The 14,120-nt window shown below is 67.4% G+C and carries 12 protein-coding genes and 1 riboswitch; of the genes, 5 read left to right on the forward strand and 7 right to left on the reverse strand.

The annotated features are described in order from the left end of the window. Nucleotides 1–2 precede the first annotated feature (2 nt). Nucleotides 3–1,229 carry an MFS transporter gene (locus tag QGN17_RS14750; protein WP_281045356.1) on the forward strand — a complete coding sequence of 409 codons (1,227 nt, stop codon included), beginning with the start codon at nucleotides 3–5 and terminating at the stop codon, nucleotides 1,227–1,229. 9 nt (nucleotides 1,230–1,238) lie between these two features. Here QGN17_RS14750 and QGN17_RS14755 read toward each other — a convergent pair whose 3' ends face one another. From QGN17_RS14755 to QGN17_RS14775, 5 genes are all read right to left on the reverse strand, one after another. Continuing rightward, a complete protein-coding gene (locus QGN17_RS14755; RefSeq protein ID WP_281045357.1) occupies nucleotides 1,239–1,538 on the reverse strand; it encodes a glycine zipper 2TM domain-containing protein in 300 nt (99 codons plus the stop codon). Nucleotides 1,539–1,668: 130 nt separating this feature from the next. Continuing rightward, a complete protein-coding gene (pnuC, locus tag QGN17_RS14760) occupies nucleotides 1,669–2,229 on the reverse strand; it encodes a nicotinamide riboside transporter PnuC (protein WP_281045358.1) in 561 nt (186 codons plus the stop codon). Then, nucleotides 2,229–3,368, reverse strand: a complete 1,140-nt coding sequence (locus tag QGN17_RS14765; RefSeq protein WP_281045359.1) for a phosphotransferase enzyme family protein — start codon at nucleotides 3,366–3,368, stop codon at nucleotides 2,229–2,231. Before QGN17_RS14765 ends, pnuC begins: the two co-directional genes overlap by 1 nt. Nucleotides 3,369–3,370: 2 nt before the next feature. Next, the gene (locus QGN17_RS14770) at nucleotides 3,371–5,653 is read right to left on the reverse strand and encodes a TonB-dependent receptor (RefSeq protein WP_281045360.1); all 2,283 of its coding nucleotides are present in this window, start codon (nucleotides 5,651–5,653) and stop codon (nucleotides 3,371–3,373) included. Between the two features lie 60 nt (nucleotides 5,654–5,713). Continuing rightward, a riboswitch (TPP riboswitch) is annotated at nucleotides 5,714–5,823 on the reverse strand. Between the two features lie 209 nt (nucleotides 5,824–6,032). Beyond that, a complete protein-coding gene (locus QGN17_RS14775) occupies nucleotides 6,033–7,472 on the reverse strand; it encodes an NAD-dependent succinate-semialdehyde dehydrogenase (RefSeq protein WP_281045361.1) in 1,440 nt (479 codons plus the stop codon). Nucleotides 7,473–7,688: 216 nt separating this feature from the next. Between QGN17_RS14775 and QGN17_RS14780 the strand changes: the two genes are divergently transcribed. The 3 genes from QGN17_RS14780 to QGN17_RS14790 all read left to right on the forward strand — a co-directional run bounded on the left by QGN17_RS14780 (nucleotide 7,689) and on the right by QGN17_RS14790 (nucleotide 11,295). After that, a complete protein-coding gene (locus QGN17_RS14780) occupies nucleotides 7,689–9,017 on the forward strand; it encodes an amidohydrolase family protein (RefSeq protein ID WP_281045362.1) in 1,329 nt (442 codons plus the stop codon). Nucleotides 9,018–9,019: 2 nt separating this feature from the next. Further along, nucleotides 9,020–9,448: a nuclear transport factor 2 family protein gene (locus QGN17_RS14785; protein WP_281045363.1), complete on the forward strand. Its 429-nt coding sequence runs from the start codon at nucleotides 9,020–9,022 to the stop codon at nucleotides 9,446–9,448. A 77-nt stretch (nucleotides 9,449–9,525) separates the two neighbouring features. Beyond that, the gene (locus QGN17_RS14790) at nucleotides 9,526–11,295 is read left to right on the forward strand and encodes a M14 family metallopeptidase (RefSeq protein ID WP_281045364.1); all 1,770 of its coding nucleotides are present in this window, start codon (nucleotides 9,526–9,528) and stop codon (nucleotides 11,293–11,295) included. Nucleotides 11,296–11,305: 10 nt separating this feature from the next. Here the strand turns inward: QGN17_RS14790 and QGN17_RS14795 are convergent, their stop codons facing one another. Further along, complete coding sequence (locus QGN17_RS14795; RefSeq protein WP_281045365.1) at nucleotides 11,306–11,944, reverse strand: flavin reductase family protein; 639 nt, start codon at nucleotides 11,942–11,944, stop codon at nucleotides 11,306–11,308. 5 nt (nucleotides 11,945–11,949) lie between these two features. Beyond that, complete coding sequence (locus tag QGN17_RS14800; RefSeq protein ID WP_281045366.1) at nucleotides 11,950–12,894, reverse strand: carbon-nitrogen hydrolase family protein; 945 nt, start codon at nucleotides 12,892–12,894, stop codon at nucleotides 11,950–11,952. 98 nt (nucleotides 12,895–12,992) lie between these two features. On the opposite strand from QGN17_RS14800, the gene QGN17_RS14805 reads away from it, so the two are divergent. Then, nucleotides 12,993–14,120, forward strand: a complete 1,128-nt coding sequence (locus QGN17_RS14805; RefSeq protein WP_281045367.1) for a cupin domain-containing protein — start codon at nucleotides 12,993–12,995, stop codon at nucleotides 14,118–14,120.

Consider the following 14,120-nt stretch of genomic DNA (forward strand, 5'->3'; position numbering starts at 1 on the left):
CGATGTTGGGCGAACTGAAGACGCTCGATCGCAGCCAGTGGAGCGCGGTGATCGCCTCCTTCCTGGGCTGGACGCTGGATGCGTTCGACTTCTTCCTGATGGTCTTCATGGTGAAGGCGATCGCCGCCGAGTTCGGCACCGATGCCAAGACGGTGAGTTGGGCGGTGACGCTGACGCTCGCGGCGCGACCGTTCGGCGCGCTGCTGTTCGGCTGGCTGGCCGACAGGTTCGGCCGGCGCCCGATCCTGATGATCGACATCCTGCTCTTCTCGATCCTCGAATTCGCCTCCGCCTTCGCGCCCAGCCTGTGGTCGCTGATTGTGATCCGCATCCTGTTCGGTTTCGCGATGGGCGGCGAGTGGGGCATCGGCGCCAGCCTCGTGATGGAATCGATCCCGCCGAAGACGCGCGGACTGATCTCCGGCCTGCTGCAGGAAGGCTATGCCTGCGGCTACCTGCTGGCGGCGGTGGTCTATTACTTCCTGTTCGATACGATCGGCTGGCGCGGCATGTTCATGGTTGGCATCGTGCCGGCGCTGCTGGTGGTGGTGATCCGGCTGTGGGTGAAGGAAAGCCCCGCCTTCGAGGAAGCGCGACACAAGGGCGACCGGCCCGATCCCTTCGCGCTGCTCATCAAGCACTGGAAGACGGCAGCCTATGTCGTCGTATTGATGACGGCCTTCAACTTCTTCAGCCACGGATCGCAGGACGTCTATCCGCTCTTCCTGCAGACCGAGCACAAGTTCGACACGCACACCGTCGGCCTCGTCACCGCGATCATGAATGTCGGCGCGATCACCGGCGGGCTGATTTTCGGCGCCCTGTCGGATCGGTTCAGCCGGCGCTGGGCGATCATCGTCGCCGCCTTGCTGGCATTGCCGATCATCCCGCTCTGGGCGTTCAGCCATACGGCGGCGATGCTGGCGGTGGGCGCCTTCCTGATGCAGGTGGCGGTGCAGGGCGCGTGGGGCGTGGTGCCCGTCCATATCAATGAGCTGGCGCCGGACGGAGCGCGCGGCATGTTCCCCGGATTCGCCTATCAGGCAGGCAATTTCATCGCCTCGATCAATCTGCGCCTGCAGACCGGGATCGCGGAAACGTCCAGCTATTCGCACGCCATGGGGCTGGTCATCGGCGTGACGGCGGTGGTGCTGGCAGTGTGGACCTTCGTGGGGCCAGAGAAAAAGGGCGTCGCGCTCAAAGCGCGACGCCCTATTCGCCGGGCCTGAGCGACCGGATCAGCAGCCGTTGCGGCGGTTCTGCGCGGCGTCGTGCTTCTTGTCGAGGTGACGGCCGAGCAGGCCGCCGCCGACGCCGCCGGCGATGGTGCCGAGCGTGCCGCCGCCCAGCGCGTTGCCGATCAGCGCGCCGCCGGCCGCACCGGCGATCAGGCCGGTGGTGCCGCTCGAGCGCTTGCAGCGATAATGATAGCGGCCGTCATGGCCATGATAGTAATGGCGGGCCATCGCAGGCGCCGGCACCGCGACCGGGGTGGCGACGGCGGCGGCGAGCGTGGCGATCAGAAACTTGCGGGTCATCGTGTCTACTCCCTCTGCATGAGCGTCGGGCGGCGAAGCCCGATCGTCGAGTCCGGTTATGCCCCGCGCACAGTGGCGTGACGCTGAACGCGCCATACAACCTGCATTAATCTTTTCGGTTCCGGAACGCTTATGCGGACGTGACCCTGCGCCAGCGCCGATAGCCGATTACGGCGAGCACGATCATCGCCGCATAAAGCCCGGCGGTGAGGATCAGGCCCTTGAACACGAACATGCCGACATAGATGAGGTCCACCGCGATCCACAGCCGCCAGCTGGCCGCGTGGCGCCGCGCCGTCCAGAACTGGGCGACGAGGCTGAAGCTGCTCAGCGTCGAGTCCATCCATGGCAGAGCGGCATTGGTGTAGCGGCTGGTGAACCAGCCGATGGCAAGGCCGCCGATCGCGCCCACGACCAATCCCGCCACCGCCTGCCCGCGCGGGAGCGGCGCCACGACGACCTCCCCGTCCTCGTCCCGGCGGCCCATCGCCCATGCGATCCAGCCATAGAGGATGCCGATCCCGAACAGCGCCTGCAGCACCATGTCGGCATAAAGCCGCACGTCGAGGAACAGCTTGAAGTAGAGCGCGCAGGCCAGAAGATTGATCGGCCAGCACAGCATCAAGCGCTTCGCGGTCAGCCAGATGGCGAGGAAGGTCACGACGACCGCGGCGATCTCCAGCGCCGACATCAGGCGGTCGCCGCACCCATGATCCGCGAACCGAAATCGCGGGCCGGGGCCGAGAGGAACCATTCGGCATGACCGATCAGATAATCGTGCCAGGCGATCGCCGCATCCTGGGGCGCGGAGACGATGCCCGCGAAATAGTCGATCTCCGACAGCGCGAACTCGACATGGACGAGCGGGAGCAGGCGGACGACCGTTTCGATCTCCGATGCGTCGAGCGCCACGATGCTACGATAGCCGGCGAGCAGCGCGATGGCGGCATCGGGCTGGGCGATGTCGGCGCCCTCCCCCAGCCTCAGCCATTCGATCGCGGTGCGCTCGATCGCGGTGGCAAGATCATGGAGCGCCGAGGTCCGGGTCGCGAGGCCGAAGTCGATGATGCTCGCGACCTCACCGTCGGCCGTCCACATCAGGTTGGAGGGGTGCCAGTCATTGTGCGTCCAGAGCGTCCGATGGCCGGCCAGCCGCTCCGGTAGCCCGTCTCCGAACGTGGCGAACAGGCGCCCCAGTTCCCGCCGCCACGGTTTGTCCGCCAGATAGCCGGCGAGCGCCGGACGATCGGCGACATAGGCTTCGGCCGCCGCCAGCGGATCGGGCGACGGCAGGATCGTGAAGCTCGCCACCAATGGCCGCGCCGCGCGCGTCGGTGCGGTAAAGGTCCGCGCTGCCACGTGCAGCTGCGCCAGCGCCACCCCGGCGGTGAAGGCGTGGCCGTTCGACAGGAACGGCGTCCACGACAGCCGGTCGCGATAGAGGTCGATGCCGGGCGCCTTGCGATGCAGCTCGTAGGTCCAGTCGCCCTGCGCGAACGCCCCCTGCCGGTCCGCCGACATGATGATCTCCGACACCGGCAATCCTGCGGCGCGCAGATGGGCGACGAAGGCGTGCTCCTGCGCCAGATCCTCGGGCGAGCGCAGCCGCCGGTGGTGCCGTTTGAGCAGGAACTCGCCCCGGCTGGTCTGCAGCAAAGTCGCCGCCGAGAAGGGGCGCGGCGAATGCCAGCGCAGCCCCACCAGCCGCCCCGCGCCGGGAAAGCGGCCGATCACGCCTTCCGCCTCCGCCGTCGTGATCGCCGGCCAGGTCGGAGCCTCCAGCGCGGTGCCCATGCCGTGGACGAGGTGGGCGGGAAGCGCGGCGCTCATCGTCAGAAGGCGCGCGACAGCGTGACCATGAGGGCCCGCCCGCTCCCGATATAATAAGCGGGCGCCGATCCCGCGATCACCGTGCCGTTGCGGCCGGTCGTATCCTGCGCGTTGGTGCTGATCGCCTCGACGCCGGAAAGGACGTGCGGATTGGTCACGTTGATCGCGTTGAGGCGCAGGTCGGTGCGCTGCGCATCGATCAGCCCCGCCAGATGGACGCCGATCGACAGGTCGAGCGTCGCATAGCCCTTGATGCTCTCGTCGTTGGTGAAGGTCGCATATTGGCGCCCGACATATTTGAGCGCCGTGCTGCCGAACAGCCGCCCGTCGTCATAGGTGCCGCCGACGCCGAACTGCCAGGTCGGCGCCGAGACGGCGTGCTTGCCCTTCGTGGGCAGATAATCGTCGCCCACCGGCAGGTCGCCATCGATCCGCGCGTGGAGATATTCGCCAGAGACGTAGAGGCTCATGCCCCTGGCCGGACGCCAGTCGATCTCGCCGTCGACTCCGTAGGAGGTCTGGCTGCCGGCGTTGATCGTCGAGTTCATCAGCGCGCCGCCCTGATCGATCACCGTCGCCAGCTGACGGTTGCGGAAATGATAGTGGAAGCCGGTCAGCGAGGCGGAAAGGTTCGGGCCGATGTAACGGTAGCCCAGCTCCTCGGAGACCGAATATTCGTTCTTCAGGTCGGTCGTGCCGGTGCTCGACACGGCGCCGCCGTCATACACGTTGTAGAGCGTGTATTCGTCCGGCGCGCGGAAGTTGGTGGTGACGTTGGCGAACAGTTGCTGGCGATCGTCCAGCTGGTAGCGCACCGCCGCGCGCGGCAGGGCGGCGAAGCTGTCGAAGCGCACCTTCGATTGCGGGCCGGGCAGGTAGTTGCGGCCGTTGTGCAGCACGTCCACGCCCTTGAACCCGACATCCACCGTCAGGCGCGGCGTCACCGCAATGCTGTCGGCGAGGAAGAAACCCTTGGTCACCGTGATCGTCCGCTCATTCTCATAGGCGAGCAGGCGACCGTCGGCGGTGCGGATCGCGTGATCCTGATACCCCCACGGATCGACCGGATGGCCGTCGTCGCGAACTGCCGTGTAGGTCTGCAGCACGCGATCGGTGCCATAGTCGAACCAAAGCCCGGCGGTGATCGTATGCGCGCCCACCTGGTAGGTCAGCTTGCTGACGTTGCCGCCGCGGAACTGGTCGCCGGTGAAATTGCCCAGTACCGTCGCGATGCCGTCCGCATCGGCGCCCGGCAGCGCGACCGGCCCCAGCGCCTCGGTGCCGAGAGTGTTGCCGTCTTCGCTCAATTGCGTGCCGTAGGGCGAATTGCCGTAGCCGAACTGGAGATAGCTGGTGCTGTCCAGCGCCAGCCGGTCGGAGAGAGTCAGGTGGACCGGCGCCGACACGTAGATGTTGCGGAACGGGCTGCGCGACAGGCGCCAGTAATTGGTGTCGCCATCGGTGTAATGCCTGTCGAGGTTGAAACCGCGCCCGTACGCCCGCCAGTCGGCGAGCGTCGGACTGGGATAGAGCGAGTTGTTCGCGTCGTTGAACGAGACGGAGACGCTGGCGCGATTGCCGTCGCCCCATTCATTCAGCAGCTTGGCATCGACGTGGCTGCGCGTGTCGAAGCCGGCCCCGCGCCAATTGTCCGCACGGCTGTACGAGTAGGAGACGAAGGCCTTCAGCCCCGTCGCGCCGATCGTGCCGGTGTCGATCCGCACGAAGGCGCGGCGCTGGTCGTAGGAACCGGCCGAGAGATCGACCAGCCCGCCGAACTTCGATTTGGGATCGTCGAGCGAAAGCGACAGCAGCCCGCCCGCTCCGCCCACCGTCGGGGAATCGATATCCACCGCACCCTGCGCCAGCGTCACCTGCCGCACATTCTCGGCATCGGCGAACTGCGAGGGGTAGGCGTAATAATAGCCGATGTCGTTCTGCGGCGCGCCTTCCATCAGCACGCCGATCTCGTCCTGCCCCAGCCCGCGCAGCGTGAGGCTCGAGCTGACCGACAGGCCGTAGGGATCGGTGGAGGACACATTGGCGCCGGGCAGCAGATTGACCAGCTGGAAGGCGTTGAGCGTCGGTGCCTGCTTGCTGATGAAATCGGTCGAGATGGCGCTCACCGCCTTGGCAGCGTGCTGGTCAGGCAAGAGGCCTTCCGGATCGGGATGGCCCACGACGCGGATGTCGGCCGGCGCCTCGTCGGCCACCGTCGCCGCCATCGCCGGCACGGCCGCGAGCAGTACGGGGAACGCCATCGTGGCACGGCGTGCCGACGTCATGGAAATACGGGAAAACCTCACACTCATCGTCGTACAGCCACTCCAGCGGAGGGCTTGACGGAATGTCCGCTCAACCCTCCCTACGCCGGTATCAACCGGATCAGGTTCAGCGGGTCGTGGGCTGCGGCCCACCTCTCAGCCGCGCGTCAGCGGCCCCCCGGGGATGCGGCTCCATAAGCGATAAGATGGGGCGTGGGAAGACGTTCGCCGATCGGATCAGGATGGGCTCCGCCGTCCATCTATACTTGATTCCCGGCAGCGGAATGCCGCTGATCCGCCCGATGCTGCAGCGATACCGAGATCGCGGCGATGGAACGGCGATGCAGGCGGCGATGGCGGACGGGGAACCGCCCGTCCGCCACGCCGACTTCGGGGATCGTCAGGCGTAGGCCTGGGTCACGTACTTGGCGACCAGATAAGGCTCGAGCGCGTCGGCGCCGCCCTCGGTGCCATAACCCGAATCCTTGACGCCGCCGAACGGCACCTCCGGCAGCGCGAGGCCGAGATGGTTGATCGTGATCATGCCAGTCTCGACCTGATCGCCCAAAGCCTGGATCGTCTTGGCCGACCGCGTAAAGGCATAGGCCGCGAGGCCGTAGGGGAGGCGATTGGCTTCGGCGATTGCCTCCTCCTCGGTCGAGAAGCGGTTGATGATCGCGACCGGGCCGAACGGTTCCTCGTTCATGATCCGCGCCTCAGTCGGGACGTTGGTCAGCACCGTCGGCTCGAAGAAGTTGCCGCGATTGCCGATGCGGTTGCCGCCGGTCAGCAGCTTGCCGCCGCGCTCCACCGCATCGTGGATCAGCGCCTCGACCGCCGGGATGCGCCGATCATTGGCAAGCGGACCCATCTGCGTGCCCTGCTCGGCGCCGTCACCCACCTTCACCTTGGCGATCGTCTCTACGAAGGTCTCGACGAACGGCTCGAACGCATCGTTCTGGATCAGGAAGCGGGTGGGCGAGACGCAGACCTGCCCGGCGTTGCGCGTCTTGAACATCGCCATCGTCTTCGCGGTGGCGGCGATGTCGGCATCCTCGAAGACCATCACCGGGGCGTGACCGCCCAGCTCCATCGTCGCGCGCTTCATGTGCTGGCCGGCGAGCGCGGCGAGCTGCTTGCCGACCGGGGTGGAGCCGGTGAAGCTCATCTTGCGGATCACCGGGTGGGCGATGAGGTAGGACGAAATCTCCGCCGGCACGCCGTAGACGAGCTGCACGACCCCCGCCGGCACGCCGGCATCGTGGAAGGCGCGGATCAGCTCCGCGCAGGATGCCGGCGTCTCCTCCGGCCCCTTGACGATGATCGAGCAGCCCGCCGCGAGCGCGGCCGAAACCTTGCGCACCGCCTGGTTGATCGGGAAGTTCCACGGCGTGAAGGCGGCGACCGGGCCGACCGGCTCCTTCACCACCAGCTGGTGCACGCCCGGCGCGCGGGCCGGGATGATGCGACCGTAGGCGCGACGGCCCTCCTCGGCGAACCATTCGATGATGTCGGCGGATGCCATCGCCTCGCCCTTGGCCTCGGCGAGCGGCTTGCCCTGCTCGGCGGTCATCAGCGGGGCGATCGCATCGGCGCGTTCGCGCATCAGATCGGCCGCCCTGCGCATGATCCTGGCGCGTTCGAACGGCGAGGTGGCGCGCCATTTCGCGAAGCCCTTTTGAGTCGCCTCCAGCGCGCGATCGAGATCGGCGGTGCCCGCCTTGGCGAGATTGCCAATCTTCTCGCCCGTCGCCGGATTGATCACATCGATCGTGGCGCCGTCGGCCGCCGGCCCCCAGGCGCCATCGATGAAGAGCTGGGTGTCGGTGGTGGTGGTCATGGCGGGTTTCTCCGGGTCGGGCGCGGCGGATGCCGGGCCGGGGCGGCACCGAGATAGGGTCATCCGTGTCGGCGGCAACCCCAGGGGGCGGCGGTAGATGCCGGGTGCCCGGATCGCCCGCGCCACAACCATTGCGTTCAGCGCAACGATCTCGCCGAAGCGGCTCGTGATTTCCGTCGCATGATGCGCCGTCAGATATTCGACACGGGAGCCGTGGTGACCGACAGCATCCAGTATATTCGCGCGCGGCAGATCATCGACGGCACGGGCGCCATGCCGATCGCCGATGGCGCGGTGATCGTCCGCGGCAAGACGATCGAGGCGGTCGGGCCGGCGGCGGCGTTGCCCTGCCCCGATGGCGCGCAGGTGATCGATCTCGGCGACGACACGCTGCTGCCCGGCCTGATCGACACCCACGGCCATCTCGTATTCCGCTATGGCGCGCGCGGTGCCGGCGGCGTGACCGGCCTGTTCGAGCAGTCGGCGATGCCAGGCGGCGTGCAGATGCTGTGGCTGGTCCGCAACGCGCGCGCGGCCCTGCTGTGCGGGGTCACCACCATGCGCATGGTCGCCGAAGGCACGCCGGACAATCCGATCGACAGCTACGCCAAGGCGGGGATCGCCGCCGGCGTCGTCCCCGGCCCCCGCATCATCGACGGCGGCACCGGCGTGACGCCCACCGGCGGCCACGGCGGCAAGGCGATCTGGACCGATGGCGTCGACGCGCTGCGCGCCCGCGTCCGCAAGGACTTCAACACCGGCGCGACGTGGATGAAGATCCTGCTGATCGACAGCGGACCCGAAACCACCATCTATTCGGACGAGGAGCTGGGGGCGATCGTCGACGAGGCGCATCGCTGGGGCATGAAGGTGACGGTGCATTGCACCGGGCGCTGGGGTTCCTCGATCATCGCCGCGGCGCGCGCGGGCGTCGACAATGTCGAGCATGCCCGGCCGCTGACGCCCGAGGTGATCGCCGAACTCAAGAAGCACGACGTCGGGGTGAGCCTCACTCCGCTCGTCTATGTCGGCTTCCGGCCCGACGCATCGACGTGGGACTATCTCGACAATGGCGCGACCGGCCCGGCCGACTGGATCGACTATGGCCGCAGGCAATATTTCGAGTTCCGCGCCGCGCACCCCGAGATCGAGACGGTCGATCGACCCTATCTCGACGGCGAGCCGAACCGGGCCGGGCGGGACTTCTTCCCCTCCAACGCCACCCAGCAGGGGCAGGCGCTGGCCGCGCTGCGCGCCGGGCTGAAGGTCAGCGTCGGGCTGGATACCGTCTATTACGGCGCGGTGGGTAACGCCGTCGAATATCTGATCGAGGGCGGCTTCACGCCGATGGAGGGCATCATGTGCGCCACCGGCATGGCGGCGCAGGTGATCGGCGAGAGCCATCGCATCGGATCGATCGAGCCGGGCAAGCTGGCGGATTTCATGTCGCTCGGCGCCGATCCGCTGACCCGGCGCTGGGCGTGGGATACCGTCCATTTCGTGATGAAAGAGGGCGTGCGCTACGATCAGCTCTCATGGAAATGACCATGCACCAGGAATGCGACGGCCACGGCGCGGGCTGCGTGCATCACTGGACTCCGGACGAGGAACCCGACGCCGTCACCCGGATGTTCGCGTGGTGGAACCGGGCCTATGCCGACAACGCCTTCACCGAGGCGGGCTTCGCGCGCTTCTTCACCGACGATGCCGTGTTCCTGATCGACGGCATCGTGCGCGCGCGCGGTCCTGCCGGGTTGCTCGCCTATTTCCAGCGCATCCGCGATCATAGCGACGCCGTGGTGCTGCACGCCCCGGAAGACAGCTTCGTCTCGGGCGATCGCGTGTTCGTGCACTATCGCACCTCGGTCCGCGCCGGCGGGACAGCCGAGGAGCACGACATCATGGCCGCAGTACGCGTGGCTTTTGGCAGGATCGCCTTCTTCAAGGCGATCCGCAGGATCGAACCCACCCCCTGATCCAGCGGCGCGCGGGGTGTCGAACCGCTGGACACCCGGCCGCCCAGGCCGCATCGGGCCATATTCGCGAGGATGATATGACGAGCTATTCCTGGCCTGCCGATCGGCGCGCGCCCCTGCCTCCCGTCCAGCCCTGGACGGGCCGCAGCGAGACGCTGATCGCCGCGGGCGACGATCCGCATCGCCTGCCCGCCGAGGCCAGCGACTTCGCCACGACGCCGACCTACGAAGAGACGCTGGCCGTTCTCCGCGCGATCTGCGCGCAGTCGCCGCTGGTACGGATGCGCGAATATGGGCGCTCGGCCGAAGGGCGTCCGCTGACGCTGGTGATCGCCAGCCGCGACCATGAGGCGGCGGCGGCCCCTCGAACGTCCGCCAGCGCCGCCCGCGTGCTCACCGAATGCGGCATCCATCCCGGCGAGATCGACGGCAAGGACGCCGGGCTGATGCTGGTGCGGGACATCGCCTTCCACGGCCGCGACGCTTTGCTCGACGGTTGCGACTGGTATTTCGTGCCGGTGCTGAACCCCGACGGGCATGAGCGGCGATCCGCGTTCAGCCGCCCCAACCAGCGCGGCCCCGAGCTGCAGGGCTGGCGCGCCTCCGCGCAGGGCCTCAACCTCAACCGCGACTTCGTGAAGGCGGACGGCCCGGAAATGCGGGCGATCCTCGCCCTGATCGGCGAGATCGACCCGGATCTCTACGTCGACATGCACGTCACCGACGGGCTCGATTACCAATATGACATCACCTACGGCTTTCAGGACGTGCCCTATTCCGCTTCGCCGGCGATCAGCGCCTGGCTGGAGGGCACCTATCGACCCACCGTATCGGCGAGCATGAAAGGCTGGGGCCATATTCCCGGCCCGCTGATCCTCGCCGCGGACGATCGCCGGCCGGAGCTGGGCCTGATGCTCCCCGCCTTCCCGCCGCGATTCTCGCACGGTTATGGCGATATGCGGCACCTCGCGACGGTACTCGTCGAGAATCACTCGCTCAAGCCGGTGAAGCAGCGGGTGCTCGGCACCTATGCCCTGCTCGAAGCCACCCTCGCGCTCGCCGGGGGCGACATTGCGGCACTGCGTACCGCGACCGAGGCGGATCGCACGCGCCACGCCGCCCGGCCCATCCTCACCTGGGACATGGCCGAGGCGCCGGTGCGCAACGTCACCTTCCACCCCATCGCGTCGGACTTTTACGCCTCGCCCGCGTCGGGCGCGCAGGAGGTCCGCTGGCTCGGCACGCCGCTGCCGCCGGTCGAGGTGCCGCTGTTCGGATCGCAGCCGGCGATCACCATCGCGCGCCCGCGCGGCTATTGGGTGCCGGTTTCCGAAACCGCCGTGATCGAGCGTCTGCGGCTCCACGGCATCGCGCACGACATCGCCGCCGGGCCGGTGGAGGTGGAGGTCGCGATGATCCGCCTCGCCGATCTCACGCTGGCGCCGCGCGTGTCGGAACGGCGCGTCGCGCTCGCCGCCGATTGCTCGACGGTCGAGACCCGCCGGGAGACCTTCCCCGCCGGTTCGGCCTATGTGCCGACCGACCAGCCGCTCGGCGATCTCGCGATCCACATGCTGGAGCCGGCCTGCGCGGATTCGCTGTTCCGCCAGGGCATGATCGCCGGAATGCTCGATCCGGTCGAATATATGGAAGCCTATGTCATCGCGCCGATGGCCGACGAGATGCTGGCGACCGATCCCGACCTGCGCGCCGCCTTCGAGGTCAGGCTCGCCGCCGATCCGGCTTTCGCCGCCGATCCGATGGCGCGGCTTCACTGGTTCTACCTGCGTTCGCCCTATCGCGACGAGCGCCACATGCTCTACCCGATCGGGCGCGTCGCCGCGTAGCGGCGGCGCGCTACGCCGCGCCGTCCGCCATACGCTCGGCCCAGGTCGGGCGCGTCATCTGGATCAGGTCGGTCTGGCGGCTGTACCATCCGGCACCGTGCATCCGCGCGAGCAGCTTCATGGCGAGCGTGTCGATGTAGAGACGCTCCGGATCCTCGATGAATTCGTCGCGGACGTGGGCGTGGACCACCTCGCCGATCACCGCCATCTGGTCCGGCCCCGTCTCGATCGCGTGCAGCACGCGGCATTCGAAGCTGGCCGGAGCCGTGGCGATGCGCGGCGGCGCGACCTGGATGCTGGCAGGCAGTTGCAGCCCCGCCAGTTCCACCTCGCTCACGTCGGCGGGCGCGTCGATGCAGGTGAGGTTCATCGCCTGGCCATGATCCTCGCTGACGAGATTGACGACGAATTCGCCGGTCTCGACGATATTGCGCGGCGTGTCCTTGAGCCGCCCTTCGCCGTGCCGGAGCATGCCCAGCGCGATCGTCGGCGGTTCGTCGCCCAGCACGTTGAAGAAGCTGTAGGGCGCGGCATTGACCAGCCCGTCCGCCGATCGCGACGTCACCCACGCGATCGGACGCGGCGTTACGCACGATCCGAGGATCTTGTAGCGGCTCGCCTTGGGCAGCGCGCGCATGTCGAAGTCCATATGCCTTATCCCTTGCGGACGACGGCCGACTGCGCCGTCTCGTCCACCGTCAGGCGGAAGACGTCGGGGCGGGCATAATGGCCGACCACGTCGAAATCATACTTGCCGCGCACCACCTCACCCAGATCGATATCCGCATAGAGGATCGTTTCCGGCGTGAAGTCCGGCCCGGCGAGTATCTGGCCGTGGGGGCTGACGATCACGCTGCCGCCGCGCATCATGATCGTATCGGGATCGTCGCCGAGCGCGCATTCGTAATCGTCGGGGAAGGCCGCACGGGTGATGTGCTGGCAGGACGAGAGGACGTAGCAGCGCCCCTCCAGCGCAATATGCTGCATCGAGGGTGCCCAGGTGTCGCGATCGTCGGCGGTCGGCGTGCAATAGATGCTCACGCGCTTGTCGTACATCGCGAGGCGCAGCGCCGGCATGTAGTTTTCCCAGCAGATCACCGCGCCGATCCGGCCGAGCGAGGTGTCGAACACCGGCATCGTCGATCCGTCGCCGAAGCCCCAGATCAGCCGCTCGGCGCCGGTCGGCATCAGCTTGCGATGCTTGCCGACGAGGCCGTCCGCGCCATCGAAGAACAGGGCCGTGCAGTAGAGCGTCCCGCCGTCGCGTTCGAGGCAGCCGATGACGACGAACAGCCCCGTCTCCGCGCAGGCCTCCGCGACGAGGGCGACCTCGGGTCCGTCGAGATCGATCGCGCCTTCGTGATAACGGCGAAAGGCATCCCGCCCCTCGGGCTTGCGCATGCCGACCGGCGTGCCGAACGAGGCCCCCTTGGGATAGCCGCCGAGGAACACTTCGGGGAACACAGCCAGCCGTGCGCCGCCAGCCGCAGCCTCGCGCACCAGCCGCGCCGCCTTCTCCGCCGAGGCCATCGGATCGAACGGCACCGATGCCGATTGCACCACCGCCGCCTTGTAGGTGCCCGAAACAGACTGGGTCATACGCCATCTCCCGCGAAAGCCATGGCATCCTTCTGGTCGCGTTGACAGCGCGGTGCAATATATTTTAAGCCTATAACAGTTTCACGGAAGGGCAACCGATGGCGACCGAGAGCTACGACGACTATCGCGAAGAGATGATCGGCCGCGCCAACGTCGCCGACACCGCCGAGCTGGTCGACTTCTACCGTGACCTGGAGGCGCAGGGTGCCGGCGCGCTGTGGACGGTCGCCAACAAGATCGAGCCGTGGGAGCCGATCACCCAATCGGTGCCGATCGTGTGGCATTACGACCGGCTGCGCGATCATGTGATGCGCGCGCTCGAACTGGTGACGCCGGAGCAGGCCGGCCGCCGCGTCGTCTATCTCGCCAATCCTGGCCGGCGCGACGTGACAGCGGCGGTCGGCTGGCTCTATTCGGGCATCCAGGTGATGGGACCGGGCGAGCTCGCCTCCAGCCACCGCCATTCCGCTTCGGCGCTGCGCTTCATCATGGAGGGATCGGGCGCCTTCACCAACGTCGACGGCCACAAGATGACGCTCGGCCGCAACGACTTCGTGCTGACCCCCAATGGCACCTGGCACGAGCATGGCGTCGCTGAGAACGGCACCGTCTGCACCTGGCAGGACGGGCTCGACATCCCGCTGATGAACGCGCTCGACGCGAACTTCTACGAGGTCCATCCCGATCTGCAGCAGGCGGTGAGCTTCCCGGTCGACGATTCGACCGCGACATGGGGCAACCCCGCGCTCAAGCCTGCCGGCGAAACCTGGTCCAAGCGCTATTCGCCGCTGCTGAAATATGAGTGGGAGCCGACCTACGAGGCGCTGCTCAAATACAGCAAGGTCACCGACGGATCGCCCTATGACGGCATCCACATGGACTATGTGAACCCGTTCACCGGCGGTGCGCCCATGTCGACGATGGGCGCATCCATGCAGCTGCTGCGCCCCGGCGAGCACACCAAGGCGCATCGCGAGGTCGGCTCGTTCGTCTATCAGTGCGCCAAGGGATCCGGCCACACCATCGTCAACGGCCAGCGGCTCGACTGGAAGGAGCGCGACATCTTCGTCGTGCCGAGCTGGATGTGGCACGAGCATGTCAACGGATCGGCCAGCGACGACGCCTGCCTCTTTTCGTTCCACGATCTGCCGGTGATGCGCGCGCTCGGTCTCTACCGGGCCGAGGGCCTTGCCGAAAATGGCGGGCACCAGCCCGTCCTCTCCTGA

The sequence above is a fragment of the Sphingomonas oryzagri genome, assembly GCF_029906645.1.
GTDB lineage: Bacteria > Pseudomonadota > Alphaproteobacteria > Sphingomonadales > Sphingomonadaceae > Solisphingomonas > Solisphingomonas oryzagri.